The sequence below is a fragment of the Streptomyces sp. NPDC006476 genome (assembly GCF_040612015.1).
Lineage (GTDB): Bacteria > Actinomycetota > Actinomycetes > Streptomycetales > Streptomycetaceae > Streptomyces > Streptomyces griseorubiginosus_B.
Window position 1 is genome coordinate 408,750 of sequence record NZ_JBEXPK010000001.1, and the last position, 20,081, is coordinate 428,830.

Annotated in this window: 22 protein-coding genes; 9 read left to right on the forward strand and 13 right to left on the reverse strand. The window is 71.8% G+C overall.

Features of this window, described 5'->3' with window-relative positions; translation table 11 throughout:
• Position 1 precedes the first annotated feature (1 nt).
• Positions 2-1,117 carry a 3-oxoacyl-[acyl-carrier-protein] synthase III C-terminal domain-containing protein gene (locus ABZZ74_RS01850; protein WP_356761016.1) on the forward strand — a complete coding sequence of 372 codons (1,116 nt, stop codon included), beginning with the start codon at positions 2-4 and terminating at the stop codon, positions 1,115-1,117.
• A 121-nt stretch (positions 1,118-1,238) separates the two neighbouring features.
• On the opposite strand, the gene ABZZ74_RS01855 is transcribed toward ABZZ74_RS01850, so the two are convergent.
• Positions 1,239-2,729 (reverse strand): IucA/IucC family protein, encoded by a 1,491-nt coding sequence (locus ABZZ74_RS01855; RefSeq protein WP_356761017.1) that lies wholly within the window; start codon positions 2,727-2,729, stop codon positions 1,239-1,241.
• A 90-nt stretch (positions 2,730-2,819) separates the two neighbouring features.
• Between ABZZ74_RS01855 and ABZZ74_RS01860 the strand changes: the two genes are divergently transcribed.
• The 3 genes from ABZZ74_RS01860 (at position 2,820) to ABZZ74_RS01870 (ending at position 6,518) form a co-directional block, all read left to right on the forward strand.
• The gene (locus ABZZ74_RS01860; RefSeq protein WP_356761019.1) at positions 2,820-4,319 is read left to right on the forward strand and encodes an IucA/IucC family protein; all 1,500 of its coding nucleotides are present in this window, start codon (positions 2,820-2,822) and stop codon (positions 4,317-4,319) included.
• A 109-nt stretch (positions 4,320-4,428) separates the two neighbouring features.
• Complete coding sequence (locus ABZZ74_RS01865) at positions 4,429-5,703, forward strand: VWA domain-containing protein (protein WP_356761021.1); 1,275 nt, start codon at positions 4,429-4,431, stop codon at positions 5,701-5,703.
• Positions 5,703-6,518, forward strand: coding sequence for a hypothetical protein (locus ABZZ74_RS01870; RefSeq protein WP_356761023.1), 816 nt, complete (start codon positions 5,703-5,705; stop codon positions 6,516-6,518). The genes ABZZ74_RS01865 and ABZZ74_RS01870 overlap by 1 nt, the downstream gene beginning before the upstream one ends.
• 45 nt (positions 6,519-6,563) lie before the next feature.
• Here ABZZ74_RS01870 and ABZZ74_RS01875 read toward each other — a convergent pair whose 3' ends face one another.
• Complete coding sequence (locus tag ABZZ74_RS01875; RefSeq protein ID WP_356761025.1) at positions 6,564-7,190, reverse strand: winged helix-turn-helix transcriptional regulator; 627 nt, start codon at positions 7,188-7,190, stop codon at positions 6,564-6,566.
• Between the two features lie 87 nt (positions 7,191-7,277).
• On the opposite strand from ABZZ74_RS01875, the gene ABZZ74_RS01880 reads away from it, so the two are divergent.
• From ABZZ74_RS01880 to ABZZ74_RS01895, 4 genes are all read left to right on the forward strand, one after another.
• Positions 7,278-8,486, forward strand: coding sequence for a pyridoxal phosphate-dependent aminotransferase (locus ABZZ74_RS01880; protein WP_356761027.1), 1,209 nt, complete (start codon positions 7,278-7,280; stop codon positions 8,484-8,486).
• A 75-nt stretch (positions 8,487-8,561) separates the two neighbouring features.
• Positions 8,562-9,161, forward strand: a complete 600-nt coding sequence (locus ABZZ74_RS01885) for a histidine phosphatase family protein (RefSeq protein ID WP_356761029.1) — start codon at positions 8,562-8,564, stop codon at positions 9,159-9,161.
• A 120-nt stretch (positions 9,162-9,281) separates the two neighbouring features.
• Entirely contained in the window at positions 9,282-9,905 is a 624-nt protein-coding gene (locus ABZZ74_RS01890) for a hypothetical protein (protein WP_356761031.1), read from the forward strand.
• 65 nt (positions 9,906-9,970) lie between these two features.
• Positions 9,971-10,393 (forward strand): acyl-CoA thioesterase, encoded by a 423-nt coding sequence (locus ABZZ74_RS01895; RefSeq protein WP_356761033.1) that lies wholly within the window; start codon positions 9,971-9,973, stop codon positions 10,391-10,393.
• A gap of 6 nt (positions 10,394-10,399) precedes the next feature.
• Here ABZZ74_RS01895 and ABZZ74_RS01900 read toward each other — a convergent pair whose 3' ends face one another.
• Together ABZZ74_RS01900 and ABZZ74_RS01905 are read right to left on the reverse strand one after the other, a co-directional pair.
• The gene (locus ABZZ74_RS01900) at positions 10,400-11,053 is read right to left on the reverse strand and encodes a GNAT family N-acetyltransferase (protein WP_356761035.1); all 654 of its coding nucleotides are present in this window, start codon (positions 11,051-11,053) and stop codon (positions 10,400-10,402) included.
• Positions 11,054-11,119: 66 nt separating this feature from the next.
• The gene (locus ABZZ74_RS01905) at positions 11,120-11,521 is read right to left on the reverse strand and encodes a helix-turn-helix domain-containing protein (protein WP_356761037.1); all 402 of its coding nucleotides are present in this window, start codon (positions 11,519-11,521) and stop codon (positions 11,120-11,122) included.
• Positions 11,522-11,631: 110 nt separating this feature from the next.
• Here ABZZ74_RS01905 and ABZZ74_RS01910 point away from each other — a divergent pair, with 110 nt between their 5' ends.
• Positions 11,632-13,059, forward strand: a complete 1,428-nt coding sequence (locus ABZZ74_RS01910) for an MFS transporter (protein WP_356761039.1) — start codon at positions 11,632-11,634, stop codon at positions 13,057-13,059.
• A 36-nt stretch (positions 13,060-13,095) separates the two neighbouring features.
• Here the strand turns inward: ABZZ74_RS01910 and ABZZ74_RS01915 are convergent, their stop codons facing one another.
• The 9 genes from ABZZ74_RS01915 to polX form a co-directional block, all read right to left on the reverse strand.
• Positions 13,096-13,251, reverse strand: coding sequence for a hypothetical protein (locus tag ABZZ74_RS01915; RefSeq protein ID WP_356761040.1), 156 nt, complete (start codon positions 13,249-13,251; stop codon positions 13,096-13,098).
• Positions 13,248-13,868: a TMEM175 family protein gene (locus ABZZ74_RS01920; RefSeq protein WP_356761042.1), complete on the reverse strand. Its 621-nt coding sequence runs from the start codon at positions 13,866-13,868 to the stop codon at positions 13,248-13,250. The genes ABZZ74_RS01915 and ABZZ74_RS01920 overlap by 4 nt, the downstream gene beginning before the upstream one ends.
• 187 nt (positions 13,869-14,055) lie before the next feature.
• Positions 14,056-15,435 carry an 8-oxoguanine deaminase gene (locus ABZZ74_RS01925; RefSeq protein WP_356761044.1) on the reverse strand — a complete coding sequence of 460 codons (1,380 nt, stop codon included), beginning with the start codon at positions 15,433-15,435 and terminating at the stop codon, positions 14,056-14,058.
• A 10-nt stretch (positions 15,436-15,445) separates the two neighbouring features.
• Positions 15,446-16,342 (reverse strand): factor-independent urate hydroxylase, encoded by an 897-nt coding sequence (pucL, locus tag ABZZ74_RS01930; protein ID WP_356761045.1) that lies wholly within the window; start codon positions 16,340-16,342, stop codon positions 15,446-15,448.
• A gap of 6 nt (positions 16,343-16,348) precedes the next feature.
• A complete protein-coding gene (uraH, locus tag ABZZ74_RS01935) occupies positions 16,349-16,744 on the reverse strand; it encodes a hydroxyisourate hydrolase (RefSeq protein ID WP_356761046.1) in 396 nt (131 codons plus the stop codon).
• Positions 16,745-16,747: 3 nt separating this feature from the next.
• The gene (gene uraD / locus ABZZ74_RS01940; protein ID WP_356761047.1) at positions 16,748-17,260 is read right to left on the reverse strand and encodes a 2-oxo-4-hydroxy-4-carboxy-5-ureidoimidazoline decarboxylase; all 513 of its coding nucleotides are present in this window, start codon (positions 17,258-17,260) and stop codon (positions 16,748-16,750) included.
• A gap of 128 nt (positions 17,261-17,388) precedes the next feature.
• On the reverse strand, positions 17,389-17,757 hold the full coding sequence (locus tag ABZZ74_RS01945; protein ID WP_356761048.1) for a helix-turn-helix domain-containing protein: 369 nt from the start codon (positions 17,755-17,757) through the stop codon (positions 17,389-17,391).
• Positions 17,754-18,005 (reverse strand): hypothetical protein, encoded by a 252-nt coding sequence (locus ABZZ74_RS01950; protein WP_133041743.1) that lies wholly within the window; start codon positions 18,003-18,005, stop codon positions 17,754-17,756. The genes ABZZ74_RS01945 and ABZZ74_RS01950 overlap by 4 nt, the downstream gene beginning before the upstream one ends.
• Before the next feature lie 255 nt (positions 18,006-18,260).
• Positions 18,261-20,003 (reverse strand): DNA polymerase/3'-5' exonuclease PolX, encoded by a 1,743-nt coding sequence (polX, locus tag ABZZ74_RS01955; RefSeq protein ID WP_356761050.1) that lies wholly within the window; start codon positions 20,001-20,003, stop codon positions 18,261-18,263.
• Positions 20,004-20,081 lie beyond the last annotated feature (78 nt).

The window sequence follows — 20,081 nt, forward strand, 5'->3', positions numbered from 1 at the left end:
CATGCCCAAACATGTGTCCGTCGTCAGCACCGGAGCCGAGCTGCCGGGCGACCCGATCGACAACGCCACGCTGGAACGGCTGTGCGGCCCGCTGCCCGAGGACGTCCTGGCCGGCATCGAGGTGCGACGCCGGCACTGGATCGTGGATCCGCGGACCGGCACGCACCGCACCGGTACCGCCGAGATGGCCACCGCGGCCGCGCGGCAGGCACTTGAGCGGGCCGGGATGGCGGCCTCGGACGTGGATCTGCTGGTGACCTCGACCGCGAGTCCCGACCACCCGCTGCCCGTGGTCGGCACGTACGTGCAAGAGCGGCTCGGGCTCGAACGCTGCGCGGTGATCGAAGTCCGGGCTGGGTGTGTGGGCGCGGTCCAGGCCATGGACTACGCGCGGCGGCTGCTGGCGGACGGGACCTACCGCACCGCCCTGGTGATCGGCGCGGAGTCCATCTCCCCGCTGCTGGCCGACGTCTACCTCGGCACCGATCCGATGGCCGTCCGCATGCGGGACCGGCTCACCGTGTACACCTTCGGCGACGGCGCGGGGGCGGCGTTGCTCAGGGCCGGCGACGAGGTGCCGGAGCCCTCCGTGCCGGACTCCGTCTTCGCCACCCGGTGCCTGGGCGGGGCGCGCAGGCCGGGCATGCTGGTCGTGGGTGGCGGCACGGACGCTCCGCCGGCGGTACAGCGGCAGCGCCGGCGGCTGATGGACATCCGGCTCGACATCACCGGCACGGCCGCCTTCGGCCCCCGGGTGTTCGTCGAAGGGCTCAGGGACATGCTGGACCGCTCCGGCCTGGCCCTCGACCGGATCGACGCGTGTGTGCTGCCGGAGGGCAACGCCGAGTACTTCAGCCGGGAGTTCGAGGAGGCGGGGCTGTCGGCGCAGGATCACGCGGCGCTGCAGAAGTGCGTCGTGGAGAACCTCGCCGACGTCGGAGCCACCGGCTCGGCCGCCGTCCCGCTGGCCCTGGACGCGGGATGGACAGCGGGCCGTATCACGCCCGGGGACACGGTGCTGCTGCTCGCCATCGAGGCGAGCCGCTACCTCTACGCGGGTCTCACCCTGACCTGGGAGGCACCGACGCCGCCTGCCGGGAGCGCCGCCGGCGTCTGACGCCGGATCCGCGGCCCGGTGGCGCAGGCCGGCGCGGCCCGCCCGGGTGACTCACCCGGGCGGCCAGGCGTCATGCGCGCCGGCGCCACCGCCCGGGTCCGTCACACCGACACGCGGGTCGTCACCCGGCCAGCGGATTCGGCAAGGGCAGATAGCGGGCGTCGGCGCCGTCGGCGCCGGTCCAGCGCAGCAGGAGGTTCGTCTTGCCGGGGAGGGCCGGCGAGGTGAGCAAGGCGGCGGCCTCGGGCAGGTCGTGGCGGGCCAGTTCGCGGCGGGCGGCGGGCCAGGGGTCGAGGCCGGGGTGCCGTTCGGCCAGGGCCGCGGCGACCTCGGTGAGGTGGTTGACGACCAGGCAGTACACCAGCCGCTCCCAGCCGGCCGCGCGAGGGACGTCGGGCAGCAGCTTCACGCCCTCCGCGTCCCGGAACAGCGCCCGCACGGGCATGCCGTCGGCGTCGACCGCGACCAGCGTGTTCTGCAGATGCGCCTCGAGGACGACGCCGTGGCCGGCGAAGGCGTCCAGCGCGGGCGGTACGACGGCCCGCAGATACGCCTCCCACCAGGCCGCCGGATCCGCGGCACCGCGCAGCGGGTCGCCGTCGAAGCCCTCCACCAGGCCCGCGGCGAGCAGCGGGGTCGTGCCGGAGGGCAGGTGCGCGCCGAACCCGTCCCGGACCAGCACCGCGAGTTCCTCGAAGGCGAAGCCGGCCGTGCGGTAGCCCCGGTCGCTCAGCCAAGCCCCCGCCGTGCTCGCGAGAGCGCGGTCGGCGGCCTCGTCCGTACGGCGGAGTTTCAGCAGGTCGTGGCGCCAGAGCCGACGGATGTCGTTGGTGATGCGCACGTCCAGGCTGAACTTCAGGAACAGGTCCTCGCCGGGGGCGTACAGCGTCCGGATCGCGGCCGTCGGCCAGGTGTCGAAGGCGGTCGTGCCCAGCCGGATCAGCCGCCCGTCCGCGAAGGCGTCCGCGAGATCGACCAGGTCCAGCTGCCAGGGGTGCGCGGGCAGCAGCCGGTAGCCGGGCGGTGCCGCGCCCAGCGCGTCCAGGGCCGAGGTGTCTCCCTCCTCGACGACCGTGTCCTCGCGGACACCGAGCAGGGCGAGCGGGAAGTGCGCGTGCGCCTCGGGGGCGTACGGCAGCCAGGCCGCCGCCGGATCGCCGCCGCGCGCCTTGGGCGCCGGGTGATACGGGTGGCCGGTGATCAGCGACTGCTCGGAGCGCCGGTAGGGGTCCTCGGGCACCGCTGTCCGGGCACGGGCGGCGAGCAGCGCGGCCAACGCGTCCCGGCTGTCGATCATCTCGGCGGGGAGTTCGTGGTTGGACAGGCCGGTGTGGTGGCGCAGCTCCTCGGAGACCAGCTTGACCAGCTCGGTGTGGCCGATGCGGTGCCACTCCCCGCCCGCGTGGACCTCGGGCTCCACGGGCCGCCGCCCGCCCCGGACGCGCAGCCGGCGGCCTGTGCCGGGCAGCCGGTACGTGCGGTGGGCGGCCGTCCGTCCCAGTGGCTCGGCGACCTCGCGCAGCAGACAGTTGAGGAGCGGTGCGGCGGCGTACGCGTCGGCGCGGTCGGCGTCGTCACCGGCGGGCGGGGGCATGAGGTCCACGCGATCCATTCGTTCCCTGAGGTCCGTTCGGTCGAAGATGATCAGTATGGAGGCCGTCGCCCTGTCCGTGACGCCGTACTCGCCCCGAGGAGCCCGCCCGTGCACCGTCCCCACCCCGCGGAGTCCGAGGTCGCCGACGAGCTGGCCGCCGTGCGCCCCGGTCTGCTGCCACGGTACGACGCCGAGCTGTCCGGCGCCCGGGCGGCCGTGCTGACCCGGCTGTGGCGGGCCCTCGCCCATGAGCCGCTGCCGTGGATCGCGGGCCGGGAGCGGGGCCGGGACGAGCTCACCCTGCGCCTGGCCGACGGTCGACGGCTGCACGGCCCGGCCGCGGACCCGTACGCGACCGCCGCGTACGTGAGCGCCGTACGGCTCGACGGTGTGACGTACGACCATCCGGCGCGGCTGATGACCGGCCTCGCGGTGCCGCACGGTTCCGACTTCGCGGCCGAACTCGGCCACAGCGTGGCCTCGTTGGCGCTGTCACGGGCCGGACAGGGACCGCGCGCCGACGAGTGGCCCGTCGCCGACTGGGAGTGGGAGCAGCGGGTGGTCGACGGGCATCCGTATCATCCCAACTGCCGTTCCCGGCCCGGCTTCTCGGTGGCCGAGCAGCTCGCGTACGGGCCCGAGCACCGGTCCGTCGTGGAGCTGGGGACGGTACCGGTGGCGGCGCGCGAGTGTCTGGTGACCGGGGAGTGGCCGGACGAACTGCGGGACGGGGGGCGGCTGTTGCTGCCGGTGCACCCGTGGCAGGCGGCGCATGTGCTGAAGCGGAGCTGCGAGGGGTGGCGTGCCGCGCACCCGCTGATGTCGCTGCGCACGCTCGCCCTGCCGGGCGGGCCGCACGTCAAGACCGCGCTGAGCGCCCGGCTGACGTCCTCGGTGCGGGACATCTCGGTCTACTCGGTGGGGCTTTCGGCCACGCTGTCGTCGTTCGCCCAGTCGCTGGCCTCGCGTTCCGACGGTCTGCTGCACGTCACCCGCACGCTGGGCGCGGCCACGGCGGACTCGCCGGACCTCGCCGCCGTGCTGCGGGAGTCGCCGCAGACGTACGCGGCGACGGACAGCGGCGAACGGGTGGTGCCGGTGGGGGCACTGGCCACCACCACGCTGCCCGAATCCCCCTCCTGGCTCGCCGACTTCACGCGTCTCACCCTCACCGTCGGCCTGCGCCTGCTGGAGCTGGGTGTGGCGCTCGAGGCGCACGGCCAGAACCTTCTGGTGGTCCTGTCCCGCACGGGTGCCCCGCTGCGGCTCGTCTACCGCGACCTCGCCGACATCCGGGTCAGCCCGGCCCGGCTGGCCCGGAACGGCATCCCCGTCCCGGAGTTGACGGGACGGATCGTCACGGACGACGTGACGGCCCTGCGCCGCAAGCTGTTCGGCTCGCTGGTGGCGGGCGCCCTCGCCGGTACGGCGGGTTCGGCGCCGGCGCTGGGGGCCGCGCTGGAGACGGCCGTACGAGACCTGCCGCGCACGCCCGATCTGGCCGCGCTGGTCGCGGAGCCACTGCCCACGAAGGCACTGACGCTGATGCGGATGTCGCCGGGGGTGGCGGGTGATCAGTGGACCGGGCTGCCCAATCCGCTGCACTGAGCGGTGGTATGTGACATAGCACTGCGATTCTCAGGGCTTTCTCGGTGCTATGTCACATACCACCCCGCTCGTTTTGGATCACGGCCCGACTGATCAATAGGATCCGCCGATGATCAGAACACAACGGCTGGCGGCAGGAGTGTGCGCTCTGCTCGCCACCCTGGCGGCCGGGCTCGTCTTCCCGGCCGCGGCCCGTGCCGGCGAACCCACGGGCGAGGCCACGCCCAAGGTCGACCTCGTGCTCGACGTCAGCGGCTCCATGCGGACCCGGGACATCGACGGCGGGACCCGGATGGCGGCGGCGAAGCAGGCGTTCAACGAGGTGCTCGACGCCACGCCCGAGGAGGTCCAGCTCGGCATCCGCACGCTCGGCGCCAACTACCCGGGAAACGACCGGCAGACGGGCTGCAAGGACACCGCGCAGCTCTACCCGGTCAGCACCCTCGACCGCACCGAGGCCAAGACGGCCGTGGCGACCCTCTCGCCGACCGGCTGGACGCCGATCGGTCCGGCACTGCTGAAGGCGGCCGACGACCTCGGCAGCGGTGCGGGCTCCAAGCGGATCGTGCTGATCACCGACGGCGAGGACACCTGCGCCCCGCTGGACCCGTGCGAGGTGGCGCGCGAGATCGCCGCCAAGGGCATCGGCACGACCATCGACACGCTCGGCCTGGTTCCCAGCACCAAGCTGAACAAGCAGCTCAGTTGTATCGCGGAGGCGACCGGGGGCACATACACCTCGGTCGAGCACACCGACGAACTCACCGACAAGGTAAACCAGTTGGTGGACCGCGCGGCCGATCCGGTGGTGACGCCGGTGGCCACCGAGGGCGCCGCGCGGTGCACGGACGCGCCGGCCCTGAAGTCCGGTCTCTACACCGACCGCGAGGAGTTCGGGCAGGAACGCTGGTACCGGGTGGACGTCCAGGCGGGCCAGGAGCTGCGGGCTTCGGTGAGCGTGGCGGCCGACCGCGCCGTCAATCCCGCCTACGGGGCGCTGCTGCGGGCCGTCACCGTGCACGGCCGCGAGATCGTGCGCGGCGAGGCCTCGGGCGACGGGCGTACGGACGTCATCTCCACCGGGCTGCGCTATCCCAAGCCCGAACGGGACGACGACGACAGCGACAAACCGGCCGCCGAGACGGTGTGCCTGCAGGTCACGAACTCCCTCTCGGCCGCCTCGGGCGTGAAGACCACTCCCGGTCTGCCGCTGGAGCTGACCGTCGACGTCGTCGACGGCCCCTCGCACGCAAGCGACGTGGCCTCCTTCGGGCTGGGCCGCGGCTGGTGGCTGCTCGGGGTGCTGGTGCTGGTCGGGTTCCTGGCCGGTCTGATCTGGGGCTGGCTGTCGCGCTGGCGGGTCGCGGTCTGGAGGACCAACTGATGCGGATCACACGAGTGTTGAGCGCCACCCTGCTGGCCCTGGGTCTCGCGGCGGGCCCCGCGGCGGCCGACTCCTCGCCGTCGCCCTCGTCGTCCTCCTCCTCGGACGGCGGCGGGCCGACCACGGCGGGCACGTCGTTTCGTACTGCGGCCGAGATCGACCAGGGACAGCGGGCCACCGCGAGCGCCTCCACCGGCGACTACCTGTACTGGTCCTTCCCCGCGGACGCCGGTCAGCGGCCCACCGTCAAGGCGACGGTGAAACTGCCCGAGACGCACGCGGCCCAGACCTGGCAGATCGACGTGTACGACGGACTGCGCCGCCGCCAGGCCTGCCAGTACGGCGCGCAGACGCGCACGGCGGCGCAGGGCGCCGCCTCGGTCGACCTGGCCTGCGTGCTGCGTACGGTCCGCGCCTGGTCGGAGCCGTGGGCGAACGACCCGCTGCCCGGCACGTACTACGTCCGGCTGACGGTGGTGAACCTGACCACGGCCGACCTCGGCCAGCCGATCGAGGCCTCCCTCCGGGTCGACTCGAAGGACATCGGCGGCTCGGCGGCGGTCGACGGCTCGCTGGCGAAGCCTCTGGTGCCGGGGATCGCCATGTCGTCCAAGTCCGAGGCGGACGACGGCGGTTCGTCCAAGCCGGCGGTGCTGTCCGGCATCGAGCCCGAGGACGGCTGGTCGTCCGGCTGGTCGTCCGACCGGTGGGTCTGGACCGGGGTGGGCGCGATCCTGGCCGCCCTCGCGGGGATCGGCGGGTACACGCTGACGCGGGGCTCGGGCCGGCCCTCGCGGGTGCCGCCGGAAGCCTGACGGTACGTCAAGGGGCCCACCGTGCCGCCACGGTGGGCCCCTTCGTCATGCCTCCCTCAGTGCCTTCGCGAGGGTGCCGTCGCCGGTCACGGTGACCCGCCCGTCCCGTACCGCGTCGGTGAGGCTCACCTCCCCGCGCGCCAGGGCCGCGCAGGTCTCCGCGTCGAGCACGAGCCGCGCGTCCGGATCGCCGGGAGCGGGCCCGTCGCCGTACACCGGGCCGTCCTCGGCGCCGACGTACAGATGGAAGTCGCCTTCCTCCAGCCGTACTTCGACCAACCCCTCCCCCTCCAGGGCACGCAGCAGGGGTAGCGCGAACCAGTGGGCGCGCAGGGCGTCGGTGGGCCGCCGGTCGCCGAGCTCCTCCTGCCCCCACAGGCTCAGCGCCTGCAGCACCGGCAGCAACTCCCGTCCTCGCGCGGTGAGTTCGTAGACGTACGCCGCTCCGGGCGGGGGCAGCCGGCGCCTGCTCGTCAGTCCGTCCCGCTCCATGTCCTTCAGCCGGGAGGCGAGGACGTCCGTGCTCACGCCCGGCAGGTCCGCGTGCAGGTCCGTGTAGCGGCGGGGTCCGGCCAGCAGCTCCCGGACGATCAGCAGGGTCCAGCGGTCGCCCACCAGGTCCAGGGCACGGGCTGCGGAACAGTACTGGTCGTAGCTTCGGCGAGGTGACATGCGACGCAGTCTAGACACGTTGTTGGACTTTCCAAGCTCGAACTTGGTAAAACCAAGCAACACACGAAAGCGGAGGGGCGAGCGAGCATGGAGTTCCGGCAGTCGAACAAGCTCAGCGAGGTCTGCTACGAGATCCGCGGACCGGTGATCGAGCACGCCAACGCGCTGGAGGAGGCGGGCCACAGCGTGCTGCGCCTGAACACCGGCAACCCCGCGCTCTTCGGCTTCGAGGCGCCGGAGGAGATCCTCCAGGACATGATCCGGATGCTCCCCCAGGCCCATGGCTACACCGACTCCCGCGGCATCCTCTCCGCCCGCCGCGCGGTCGCCCAGCGCTACCAGACCCTCGGCCTGGAGGTCGGCGTCGACGACGTCTTCCTCGGCAACGGTGTCTCCGAGCTGGTCTCCATGGCCGTACAGGCGCTGGTCGAGGACGGCGACGAGATCCTGATCCCCGCCCCCGACTTCCCGCTGTGGACGGCGGTGACAACGCTCGCCGGGGGCAAGGCCGTTCACTACCTCTGCGACGAACAGGCCGACTGGTACCCGGACCTGGCGGACATGGAGTCGAAGATCACCGGCCGCACCAAGGCCGTCGTGATCATCAACCCCAACAACCCCACCGGCGCGGTCTATCCGAAGGAGATCGTCGAGGGCATCCTCGACCTGGCCCGACGCCACGGTCTGATGGTCCTCGCCGACGAGATCTACGACCAGATCCTCTACGACGACGCCGTGCACCACTCCGCCGCGGCCCTCGCCCCCGACCTGGTCGTGCTCACCTTCTGCGGGCTGTCGAAGACGTACCGGGTGGCGGGCTTCCGCTCGGGCTGGCTGGTGGTCACCGGCCCGAAGCAGCACGCCCGCGACTACCTGGAGGGCCTGACCATGCTGGCCTCCATGCGGCTGTGCGCCAACGCGCCCGCCCAGTACGCCATCCAGGCCGCGCTCGGCGGCCGCCAGTCCATCCGCGAGCTGACCACCCCGGGCGGGCGGCTGTACGAACAGCGCAACGTCGCCTGGGAGAAGCTCAACGAGATCCCCGGGGTGTCCTGCGTGAGGCCCAAGGGGGCCCTGTACGCGTTCCCGCGCATCGATCCGAAGGTGCACAAGATCCACGACGACGAGAAGTTCGTCCTGGACCTGCTGCTGCGGGAGAAGATCCAGGTGGTCCAGGGCACGGGCTTCAACTGGCCGACCCCCGACCACTTCCGTATTCTGACCCTCCCCCACGCGGAGGACCTGGAGGCGGCGATCGGGCGGATCGGACGGTTCCTGAGCGGGTACCGGCAGTAGCCCACCGGACGGACACCGGCGGTACCGGCCGTGGCTCACCGGGCGCCCGCCGCGCCGGGCTCCTAGCCTGGTCGCATGGGTGACGTCTTCCTCGTCCGGCACGGTGAGACCGAGTGGTCGCGGTCCGGGCGGCACACCGGGTCCAGCGACGTTCCGCTGACCGAGCGGGGGCGGGAGGAGGCGCGGCGGCTGGTGCCGCTGATCCGCTCGCACCGCATCGGGGCCGCGTTCGTCAGCCCCCTGCAGCGGGCCCGGGACACGGCCGAGCTGATCGGGCTGCAGGACGTGCGGGTGGACCCGGATCTGCGGGAGTGGGACTACGGCGCCTACGAGGGCGTCACGACCCCCGACATCCAGCGCGAGCGGCCCGGGTGGTTCCTGTTCACGGACGGGGTCGCGCCCGGGCCGCCGGAGCACCCCGGGGAGACCCCCGAGCAGGTCGGGGCGCGCGCGGACCGGGTGCTGGCCAGGGTGGACGTGGCCCTCGCGGACACCGAGGGCGCCGTGGCGCTCGTGGCGCACGGGCACTTCCTGCGGGTCCTGACCGCCCGGCGGCTCGGTCTGCCGCCGTCGGGCGGGGCGCTGTTCCAGCTGGCGACCGGGACACTGTGCCGGCTGGGAACGGAGCACGGGCGGCCGGTGATCGCGGGCTGGAACATCCGGCCGACGCGCTAGCGGCGCCCGGCAGGCACGCCGTTGTCAGACCCCCGTCGTACTCTTCGAATGGGCCGATCGCACCAGGTGGGGCCGGGTGCGCGGCTGCCGAGGACGTTCCGCGTCGGGAGGGAGCACGCCGTGACACGACCGCCGACCGCCGCGCAGCGGCGTGTCATCGACGCCGCCGATCCCGTCACCGGGCGGCTGAGGGGGACGGAGGCGCAGCTCTCGGCCCTGGTGAAGCGCGGGCTCGCCTTCCGGCACCCACGGCCGCCGCACGACCACTTCCTGACCCCGGCCGGCCATCGGATACGGGAGTCGGAGGAACCCCGGGTGCCCGTCGAGGCCGAGGTGCCCGCCACGGGGGTGTTCGCGGCGCGGGTCGGCGGCGAGGAATCTCCGGCGGACGGGCCCGGCCGCACGCGGGAGGTGCACAGCGCCTGGCAGGGGCTGCTGGAGCTGCGCCGGATGACCAACCGGGACGGGGCGACGCACCGGCCGTGCGGCTGGGAGCGGTCGCATCTGGTGCAGGCCGCGGCGCTCGCCCTGGAGGCGGCGGGTCACCGGCCCGCGACGGGGGACGGACCGGGATACCGGGTGCGGGCGACCCCACAGCCGGAGGCAGTCGCCGTGCACGAGCCGGACACCGGGTCGCTGCGGGCCTGCGCGGGGACGCTGGAACGGGCCGGCTGGCAGGTGAGCGAGCACAACGACCCACGCGCGGGCGCCCGTTATCTGCTGGCGTCGCCTCGCCGCGCGTAGGAAGGCATGCCAAGATCGGTCGGTCACACCGTCCAACTGTGCGAGCCGTACGAGGAGAGGAAGCAGTGAGCGAACCGTTTTCCGTCCCGGTGACCGTGCGCGGGTACGAGACCGACGTGCAGGGCCACCTCAACCAGGCCGTCTATCTCAACTACGCGGAACACGCCCGCTGGTCGTTACTGCGGGCGGCCGGGATCAGCCAGGCGGAGCTGATCGGCAGAGGCGTCGGCCCGGTGGCCCTGGAGACGACCATCCGCTACCGACGGGAGCTGATCGCCGGCGACGAGGTCCAGGTGACATGCGCGTTCGCCTGGTCCGAGGGCAAGACGTTCCGCATCGAGCAGACCATCCGCAAGGCGGACGGCACGGTGGCGGCCGAGATCACGGCGGTCGGCGGAATGATGGACCTGGAGCAGCGCCGACTGGTCCCCGAACCGCGGAAGCTCTTCGAGGAGTTGGCGACGGACCCGAGCGTGTTCGGCTTCTGAGCCTGCTCAGGTCTCCCGCGTCCGCACATGCACATGTCCGTCGAGCGGAAAGGCGGGCGGTGCGGCGGGCAGCACCGCGCCCAGTCCGTAACGGCACTTCTCGGCGACCCGGCAGGAGGCGGCGTTGTCGACCTGATGCCGGAGCTCGAGACGGACCAGCCCGTCCCCGGCGAACGCCGCGAACGCCCACTCGGTCAGCGCCCGCACCGCCCGCGGCGCCACCCCGCGACCACGGGCACGAGCGGCGGTCCAGTAACCGACCTCGGCGGAGGCGGCACCGGGGACGGGCCGCTTGAGCACCACGTGCCCGACGGGGGCGGCGCAGTCCCCGACGACTTCGCATCCGCCTGATTCACATCCGCATGATTCGCATCCAGCCGCTTCACATCCGCCCGTTTCGCATCCGCCCATTTCGCTTTCGGCCGCTTCCACGACGGCGAAGGCGAAGCGGTCACCGGCCTCCCAACCCCGCCGCTGCGCCCGGACCCAGCGGCCGGCACCGGCCTCGTCCTCGACGTCCCAGCTCGTCCAGCGCCGCAGCGCCTCGTCACCGATCAGGTCGACCAACGCCGGTACGTCGGCCATCTGCCAGGGGCGCAGCACCAGGGCGGGGGCCGAGGGCGTGGCGGGGGCGGTCAGCCGGCTCGCGATCTTCTGCATGCCCCGACCCTATGCAGATGGCGCACGTCCCACCGGGCCACCCCGCTCCCGCTCACCACCGGGGGCCTACGCGTCGGCCGACTCCAGCGAGTGCTCCCGGTCGTAGCTCGCGCGGGCCTCGGCGATGTGGACGCGGTTGCGTTCGGCCCAGTCGGTCAGGCGCAGCAGTGTGTCGTGCAACTCCCGTGCGACGGGCGTCAGTTCGTACTCGACCTTCGGCGGAACCGTCGGATGAACGGTGCGCGTGACCAGGCCGTCACGCTCCAGGTTACGCAGGGTGAGGGTGAGCATACGGCGACTGATGCCCTCAATGCCGCGCTCCAACTCGGTGAAGCGGATGGGGCCGTGGGCAGCGGCCACCAGGATCTGGACGCTCCACTTGCCGGCCACCCTGTCAAGAACTTCCCGCACCGGGCACGCGTGCGCGTTCACGACCTGGGGGGTAACACCGGTGTTCCTCCGGGACATCCGACTGCCTCCTTACGCCGACTCCCATGGTCACTCACGATGTACCCCGTTACAAGTCGTGCACCAAGGTCACGTCCCGTGCCCGTGGACCAAGTGGAGGTCACACCGTCATGTCCGCCCTGACCGAGTCACCGACGCGAGCGCCGGTGCGGCGGTACTCCCGCTGGTCGTCCCTGCTCGTCCTGTGCGCCGGGGCGCTGATGACGATCCTGGACGGCTCCATCGTCACCGTGGCCATGCCTGCCATCCAGAACGACCTCGGTTTCAGCGGGGCGGGGCTGGCCTGGGTGGTGAACGCGTACCTGATCCCGTTCGGCGGGCTGCTTCTGCTCGTGGGACGGCTGGGCGATCTGCTGGGCCGCAAGCGGATGTTCGCGGCCGGGCTCGCCGTCTTCACCGGGGCGTCCGTGCTGTGCGGGACGGCGAACAGCCAGGGCCTGCTGATCGCGGCGCGGGCTGTGCAGGGTGCGGGCGGGGCGATGGCGTCGGCGGTGGTGCTCGGGATGCTGGTGGCGCTCTTTCCCGAGCCGCGCGAACAGGCGCGTGCCATCGCGGTGTTCAGCGCCGTCGGCTCGGTGGGCGCGACGCTGGGCACGTTCCTCGGCGGGGCGCTCACCCAACTCCTCAGCTGGCACTGGATCTTCCTGATCAACCTGCCGATCGGCGTCGTCGCCCTGCTCGCGGCCGTGCGGGTACTGGAGCCCGAGCGGGGCTCCGGGCTCCGCGACGGCGCCGACTACCCGGGGGCGGCGCTGGTCACCGGGGCGCTGATGCTCACGGTGTACGTCATCGTGGGCTCCGTCGACCACGGCGTCACCGCGACCCTGCTCCTGGCCGCGCTCGCCCTCGCCCTCTTCGGGGCGTTCGCCGTCCGCCAGGCGCGGACCGAGCGTCCCCTGCTGCGACTCCGACTGTTCCGCTCCCGCCTGCTCACCGGCGCGAACTCCGTGCAGATCCTGATGATCGCGACGATGTACGGCTTCCAGTTCATCGGCGCGCTCTACATCCAACGCGTTCTGGGGTACGGCGAATTGGCCACCGGCTTCGCCTTTCTGCCGGCGCCCGTCGTGATCGGGGTCCTGATGATGAGCCTGTCCGCGCGAGTGATCGGCCGCTTCGGGGCGTACCGGGTGCTGCTGGCCGGGCTCGTACTGATCACGGGCGGAATGGCCCTGTTGAGCCGGGCGCCCGCGCACGGTTCGTACGTCACGGACGTGCTGCCTCCGATGCTCTTGCTGGCCGCGGGGTTCGCCGCGGCGATGCCCCCGCTCACCGGGCTCGCGATGACGGGGGCGCGAGAGGAGGACGTCGGGCTGGCATCCGGGCTGTTCAACACCACGCAGATCGTGGGCGGTTCACTGGGCCTCGCGGTGCTGAGCACCCTGGCGGCCACCCGCACCGACGGCCTGCTCGCCCGGGGAGTGGAGCTGATACCCGCCACGGCGGAGGGGTATCGGCTGGCTTTCCGGGTGGCGACGGTGATCGCCGGCGGGGCGCTGACACTGGCGGCAGCCGCCCTCCGAGGGCGCCGGGACTGAGCCGCCGGGCGCCCTGCGGGTCCCCGCCGTCCGGTCTCAACCTCGCTGGAAGAACGCCGACGTGTGGTCCTCCGCCCACTCCCGGTACGTACGTGCGCGCGGGCTGGCCCAGCCGTACGCCCCGCACGCCGGTACCCGGGCCGCCCACGGACTCACCGTGATCGACCAGGTGGAACTGCCGGCCGACGTCATGGCATGGCCGGGTCCTCCCGGGTCGGGACCGGGACCTGGTTGAAGCCGTAGTACAGGGCGATCAGGCCGTGCACGGCCAGGGTCAGGGGGGCCGAGACGAAGGCCAGGCCGACCGTGACGGGGTAGGCGAGGGCGCCGAGGGCGAAGCGGGCGCGGGTCGCCCGGGCGGCCGGGACGTCGACGCGGGGGTCGAAGAGGTGCCCGGTGCGGGTGAGATGCCACCACAGGGCCTGGAAGGTGAGCGCCATCGCCACCATGACCAGGCTGTAGACGGCCGCGGCGACGTGCGAGGCCGTGTCCTCGCGCAGATACTCCGCGAGGACCGCCGTCGGCCAGGGCACCGCGGCCACCACCATCAGCACCAGCAGGTTCAGGAACATCAGCGTGCGGTCGACATGGGCGACGTAGCTGAACAGCTGATGGTGGTTGATCCACATGATGCCGATGACCAGGAAGCTCACCACATAGGCGGCGTACGAGGGCCACTGCGCGCCCAACGCCTGCCACAGACCGCCGTGTTCGCCGATCTCGGGGACCTTGATCTCCAGGATGAGCAGGGTGATGGCGATGGCGAACACACCGTCGCTGAAGGCCTCGACACGGCCGGACTCATTCATGGGAGACAGCGTGCACCATCGGGGGGACCACCTCCTGCGTGTCGCGGCCGCCGCCCTGCACGCGGGACGGAAACCGTTCCGGGGCGCGCACGTCCATGCGCGCCCCGGAGACGGCCGCCATGGGCCCGGTCCGGGTCCACGGCCACCGGTCGAGGGCCGTCCCCCTCGACCGGAGACCTCGATTTCGTCAGCCCTGCGCGGTGATCCGCGCCAGCCGCTGCGCCTCGGCCCGGGTCGAGCGGGCGATCGCGTCCTCGTCGACGTGCAACAGACGCCCCTCCTCGACGATCTGACGGCCGTTCACGAAGGACGCGGTGACGGGCGCCGCCGCGCCGAAGACCAGTGCGGTGACCGGATCGGCGATGGAGGCGTGGGCGAGGGTGTCCAGCCTCCACAGCACCAGGTCGGCCAGCTTGCCCGGCTCCAGTGAGCCGATCTCCCTCGCGCGGCCCAGCACTTGGGCACCGCCGTAGGTGCCCAGGCGCAGTGCTTGGCGGGCGTTCAGCGCTGCCTCCCGGTGTGCGCCGAGACGGTTGACGAGCAGGGCGTTGCGCAGTTCGGTGTGCAGTTCGCCGGACTCGTTGGAGGCGGTGCCGTCGACCCCGAGGCCGACCGGGACGCCGGCCGCGAGCATGTCGGGGACGCGGGCGATACCGGCGGCGAGACGGGCGTTCGACGAGGGGCAGTGGGCGACGCCGGTCCCCGTCCGGGCGAAGGCGGCGATGTCGGAGTCGTTCATGTGGACGCAGTGCGCCATCCACACGTCCTCACCGAGCCAGCCGGTGGACTCGAAGTAGTCGGTCGGGCCCATGCCGAACAACTCGTGGCAGAACTGCTCCTCCTCGACCGTCTCCGAGCCGTGGGTGTGCAGCCGCACGCCCAGCCTGCGCGCCAACTCGGCGCCCTCCCGCAGGAGTTCGGTGGAGACGGAGAAGGGGGAGCACGGTGCCACGGCCACCTGGGTCATGGCGTCGAAGGAGGAGTCGTGGTGCTCCTTGACGGTCTGCTCGGTCGCGGCGAGGGCACCCTCGAGCGTCTCGACCGCGAAGTCCGGGGGCAGTCCGCCGTCCTTCTCACTGCGGTCCATGGAGCCACGGGCGAGGGTGAAGCGGACGCCCGTCTCGCGGGCCGCGCGGACGATGGCGCCGGAGAGGTCGCCGGAGCCGTGCGGGTAGACGTAGTGGTGGTCCATGGCGGTGGTGACGCCGCCGCGGGCCATCATCGCCAGGGATCCCTGGGCGGCCGCGTACACCATCGGCTCGTCGATGCGCGCCCAGGTCGGGTAGAGGGCGACCAGCCAGTTGAAGAGGTTGTGGTCGGTGGCCAGGCCCCGGGTGATCCACTGGTAGAAGTGGTGGTGGGTGTTGACCAAGCCGGGCGTCACCAGATGACCGGAGGCGTCGATTCGGCGTACGACGTTCTCCAGTCCCTCGGGCGCCCGGCCCGCGCCGAGCGACTCGATGCGGTTGCCGGCGAGGACGAGGTGGCCGGAGGCGTACTCGGTGTCGTCGGCGTCGACCGTCGCGATCGAACAGTTCTCGATGACGGTGCGCTGGGCTGCTGCCATGGTTCGTCCTTCAGAGATTGGTGAGGTCCGCCGGGATCTTCGCCTCGCTGCCGTCCCGCAGGACGGTGGCCTCTATCAGGCCGTAGGGCCGGTCGGCGGCGAAGTAGACCTCGTTGTCGTTCTTCAGCCCGAACGGCTCCAGGTCCACCAGGAAGTGGTGCTTGTTCGGGAGCGAGAAACGCACCTCGTCGATCTCGTCGCGGTGGTCGATGATCCGCGTGCCCATGGCGTACAGGGTCTGCTGGAGCGAGAGGGAGTACGTCTCGGCGAAGGCCTGCAGCATGTGCTTCCTGGCCTGCTCGTAGGACTCGTCCCAGTCGGGCGCCGGCCGGGCGTCGTCGGTCCAGTTGAACCGCCAGCGGCCGGAGACCTCGGTGGCCAGGATGCGGTCGTACGCCTCCGGCAGGGTGGTGTACTTGTCCTTCACGTAGCCCCAGAACTCGGAGTCCGTGGAGTTCAGCACGGTGAGGTCCTTGAGGCCGGAGACGACCTCCCACGACGAGCCGTCGTAGGTGACCTGCGCGAGCCGGGTCTCCTGGCCCTTGCGCACGAAGGAGTGCCTGGCCTCCCCCGGTACCTCGATCCGCTCCCAGGCGTACTCCTCGATGCGGATGCGGGCCCGGTGGATCGGCTCCTGCGAGGAGACGAAGTGCCGGGCGAGGTGGATGCCGAACTGCTCGGCGGACTCGATGCCGTGCTCCTTGGCGAACGCGTACACCGTGTTCTTGGTGGTGTCGGTCGGCAGGACGTTGGCGTTGGAGCCGGAGTAGTGGACCTCGTCCATGTCGCCGGAGAGCGACACCGAGACGTTGAGGTCCTTGATGTGGTGGGTGGCGCCGTCCCGCGTGATCTTGACGACTCGGTTCTCGGCCTTGCCGTACTGGTTCTGTCCCAGAATGGTGGGCATCTGTAGCTAGCTCCCTCGGTATACGGAGTAGCCGAACGGGTTGAGCAGCAGCGGTACGTGGTAGTGCTCGCCCGGCACGACGGCGAACGTGATCGCCACCTCCGGGAAGAACGCACCGGTACCGCTGTCCCGATTCGCGGGGGCGTCCTGCTGCGCATCGGCTTGCTTGTTCTCGAAATACGCCTCGACCGCGAAGTCGAGCCGTACGTGGGTCGTCCCCTCCGGCAGGTCCGGAAGGTCCTTGCACCGGCCGTCGGCGTCGGTCGCGGAACCGCCGAGTGCCCGCCAGTCCGCCTTCCGCCCACCACGGGCGGAGAGGTGGACGGCGACACCCCGGGCGGGGCGGCCGACGCTGGTGTCCAGGATGTGCGTGGACACGGAGGCGGTGGTGCTGGTGCTCATGGTTCAGGCTTCCTCTTCGACGAGCCGGGCGAGGCGGATCCGGTTGATCTTCCCCAGCTCGGTGCGGACGATCTCGCGTTCCTGTTCCGGCGCGTTCCCGATCCGCTCCTTGAGCGCGTCGCGCATCTCCTCGGCGCTTCGGCCGGTGGCGCAGATGAGGAAGACATGGCCGAACCGGTCCTGGTAGGCCAGGTTCAGTTCGAGCATCTCCGCCTTGAGCTGCTCGGAGGCGCCGGCCATGCCGCGCTGCTCCCGGGCCGAGGTCCCATCGCCCTCCTTGGGGCGGCCGATCGGCGGGTGTCCGGCCATCGCCTCCCGAAGGTCCGCCGTGCTCAGCTCGGCCATGGCGGCGTCGCTGGCGGCGTAGAGGTCCTCGGCGGTGGCGTAGGGGCGGGTGGCGAGCAGGCGCCGTACCCATGCCGTGGAGGCGCACGCCTCGTGGAGCGCGGCGTAGGCCGCCCGCTCCTCCAGGGCGTTGAACCGAGCCAGGCCCGGGGGCGTGGATGTCGACGTCACGGGAGCCTCCGTGGCCGCGAACGGCCGTCGTGCTTCAGCGGGTGCCGTTAGCTAACGCCCCCACGCGACGCCACGTCAACACTTTGTTGAAAATTCTGGGTGACGAAACCCGGCGCACGCAGCCCCGCTCAGCTCTCCTTCTCCCGGTTCAGGTAGTTGTAGACCGTGAACCGGCTGACGCCGAGCGCGCCGGCGACGGTCTCCACGCCGTGCCGTACCGAGAAGGCGCCGCGCGCCTCGAGTATCCGTACGACCTCCTGCTTGGCCTTGCGGTCCAGCTCGGCCAGGGGTTTGCCCTGCTTGCGCTCCATGGCGGCCAGGATGTGATCGAGGGAGTCCGCGAGCTGCGGCAGGCGTACGGCGACGACGTCGGCGCCCTCCCAGGCGAGTACGACGTCGTCGGGGCCGGCCTCGTCCGGCGGGAGCATCTCCCCGCCCATGGCGTCGACCAGCGGTTTCACGGCTGTGATGAACGGCTCGTCCCCGGTGCCGGTCACGCGCCGCCCTCCCCGATGACGTTGACCTGCAGTGTGATCCGGGTGGCGCCGGCCTCCAGGGTCTTGCGCAGCAGGGCGTCCAGGGCCGTCAGGACGGCGTCGGCACCGCCCTCCGCCGTGTTGCCGAAGGGGCCGACGTCCACCGCGTCCAGCTCGGCTCCCTCGATGACCTCACGGGCGACCAGCGCGTGCGCGGGCGCCTCGTCGAGATCGAAGGGCTCGGTCGTGAACTCCACTCTCAATCGCACGCGCACAACCTAACGCCCGGTACGTGCCTGCGGGCACCCCTCCCGCCCACCACCTGCCCATAGCCGGCAGACCCCGAGGCCGACACTGCTGCCGACCCCTGATCACACCGCTCGCGCGAACCTGCCGGCCCCCCACAGGCCGGCGCGGCACGCACCGCCTCCAGCCCCCTTCGCCGCAGGGCCCCCGGCCGGCACTCCGACCGGATCACCCGCGAGCGCACGAGCACGCCCGCCGACGGGAAGAGCAGCTCACCGTCAGCTTCGCCCCTTGCGCAGGAAGGTTCGCAGGCGCTGTTCGGGCCAGGTGTTGATCACGTCGGCCGGGGTGAGCCAGCCGCGCTGGGCCGTGCCGATGCCGTAGCGCATGTTGGCCAGGTGGGGAACGGCGTGGGCGTCGCTGTTCACGGCGAAGCGCACGCCGTGGCGGCGGGCCCGCAGGATGTCCTCGTCGCGCAGGTCGAGACGGTCCGGGTGGGCGTTGATCTCCAGGGCGGTGCCGGTGCGGGCGCAGGCGGCGAAGACCGCGTCGAGGTCGGCGTCGATGCCGGGGCGCTTGCCGAGGATGCGGGTGGTGGGGTGGCCGATGATGTTCACGTACGGGTTCTCGCAGGCCCGCACGAGACGGCGGGTCAGGGCGTCGCGGGCCTGGTTGAAGTGCGAGTGGACGGATGCCACGCACAGGTCGAATCCGGCGAGGAAGTCGTCCGGCCAGTCCACCTCGCCGTCCGGGCCGATGTTCAGCTCGGTGCCGTGCAGCAGACGCAGTCCGCCCCGCCGGCCCCGGGTCGGACAGGTGCCGTCGAGTTCGCGCACGCGGGCGCGCTGGGCCAGCATCCGCTCGTCGGTCATGCGCTGCATCGCCATGTCGGGCGCGTGGTCGGTGATCGCGTAGTAGGCGTAGCCGCGCGCGGCGGCCGCCTCGACCATCTCCTCGAGCGGGGCGAGTCCGTCGGTGAGGTCGGTGTGGGTGTGCAGGTCGCCGCGGAGGTCGGACTCGGCGACCAGGGCGGGCAGTTCGTCGCGCAGCCCCGCCTCGATCTCGCCGCGGTCCTCGCGCAGGGTCGGCGGGATCCAGGGCAGTCCGAGACGGGCGTACACCTCCTCCTCCGTCTCGGAGACGATCTTCTCGCCGGTCTCGACGTCGAAGAGGCCGTACTCGGAGAGCTTCAGCTTGTGGTGGACGGCCCGCTCGCGGGTGCGGATGTTGTGGGCCTTGGAGCCGGTGAAGTACTGGAGCGCCGCACCCCAGGAGTCGGGCGGCACCACGCGCAGATCGACGTTCAGGCCCTTGGTGGTGCGCACGGCAGTCTTCTTCTCGCCCGTCCCGATCACCTCGGTGACGTACGGCAGCCCGGTGAAGGCACGCATGATCGGCGCCGGATTCGTCGATGCGGCGAGGATGTCGATGTCGCCGATGGTCTCGCGCACCCGGCGCAGCGAGCCGGCGTAGGCGCACCGCTTGCAGCCCGGCACCCGGGAGAGCGCGCCGACGATGTCCTCCGCCAGGTTCATGGCTACGTCGAGCTGGACGCGGCCACCCGCGGACTGCAGCAGCTCGATGCCGTGGAGGATGTTCTCCTCGGTCTTCGGCCCGAAGCCCTTGAGGTCGCGCAGCCGCTCCTGGTGAATGGCCTCGGCGAGTTCCTCGACGGAGGAGATGCCCAGCTCCTCGTAGACCGTGAGGGCCTTCTTGGGGCCGAGCGTGGGGATGGCCGTCAGCCGCCGTACCCCGGCGGGGATCTTCGCCCGCAGTTCCTCCACCGCCGAGACGCTGCCGTTGTCGAAGTACTCCAGGACCTTCTGGGCGATCGACTTCCCGACGTTCGGGATCTCCTGGAGGCCCTTGAGGTCGAGCTTGGACACGTCGGCGTGATGGCCGCCGACCGCGCGCGCCGCCTTCTCGTAGACGCGTGCCCTGAACGCGTCTGAGCCAGTGATCGAGATCAGGTCCGCGTACTCCTGGAGCAGGGCGGCCACCTCGTCGTTGGACCGGGCCACACCTCCAGGGTAGGCACACCGACGGACATGCCGCCCTCCCGCGTAGAGCAGAAGAAGAGCAGCTCACCGGGAGGGGAT

Bases quoted from the DNA above. Each gene is read 5' to 3' on its own strand.
- ABZZ74_RS01850 (WP_356761016.1), top strand. From the start codon at position 2: ATGCCCAAACATGTGTCCGTCGTCAGCACCGGAGCCGAGCTGCCGGGC.
- ABZZ74_RS01855 (WP_356761017.1), bottom strand. From the start codon at position 2,729: ATGGATCGCGTGGACCTCATGCCCCCGCCCGCCGGTGACGACGCCGAC.
- ABZZ74_RS01865 (WP_356761021.1), top strand. From the start codon at position 4,429: ATGATCAGAACACAACGGCTGGCGGCAGGAGTGTGCGCTCTGCTCGCC.
- ABZZ74_RS01870 (WP_356761023.1), top strand. From the start codon at position 5,703: ATGCGGATCACACGAGTGTTGAGCGCCACCCTGCTGGCCCTGGGTCTC.
- ABZZ74_RS01875 (WP_356761025.1), bottom strand. From the start codon at position 7,190: ATGTCACCTCGCCGAAGCTACGACCAGTACTGTTCCGCAGCCCGTGCC.
- ABZZ74_RS01880 (WP_356761027.1), top strand. From the start codon at position 7,278: ATGGAGTTCCGGCAGTCGAACAAGCTCAGCGAGGTCTGCTACGAGATC.
- ABZZ74_RS01885 (WP_356761029.1), top strand. From the start codon at position 8,562: ATGGGTGACGTCTTCCTCGTCCGGCACGGTGAGACCGAGTGGTCGCGG.
- ABZZ74_RS01900 (WP_356761035.1), bottom strand. From the start codon at position 11,053: ATGCAGAAGATCGCGAGCCGGCTGACCGCCCCCGCCACGCCCTCGGCC.
- ABZZ74_RS01905 (WP_356761037.1), bottom strand. From the start codon at position 11,521: ATGTCCCGGAGGAACACCGGTGTTACCCCCCAGGTCGTGAACGCGCAC.
- ABZZ74_RS01910 (WP_356761039.1), top strand. From the start codon at position 11,632: ATGTCCGCCCTGACCGAGTCACCGACGCGAGCGCCGGTGCGGCGGTAC.
- ABZZ74_RS01915 (WP_356761040.1), bottom strand. From the start codon at position 13,251: ATGACGTCGGCCGGCAGTTCCACCTGGTCGATCACGGTGAGTCCGTGG.
- ABZZ74_RS01920 (WP_356761042.1), bottom strand. From the start codon at position 13,868: ATGAATGAGTCCGGCCGTGTCGAGGCCTTCAGCGACGGTGTGTTCGCC.
- ABZZ74_RS01925 (WP_356761044.1), bottom strand. From the start codon at position 15,435: ATGGCAGCAGCCCAGCGCACCGTCATCGAGAACTGTTCGATCGCGACG.
- pucL (WP_356761045.1), bottom strand. From the start codon at position 16,342: ATGCCCACCATTCTGGGACAGAACCAGTACGGCAAGGCCGAGAACCGA.
- uraH (WP_356761046.1), bottom strand. From the start codon at position 16,744: ATGAGCACCAGCACCACCGCCTCCGTGTCCACGCACATCCTGGACACC.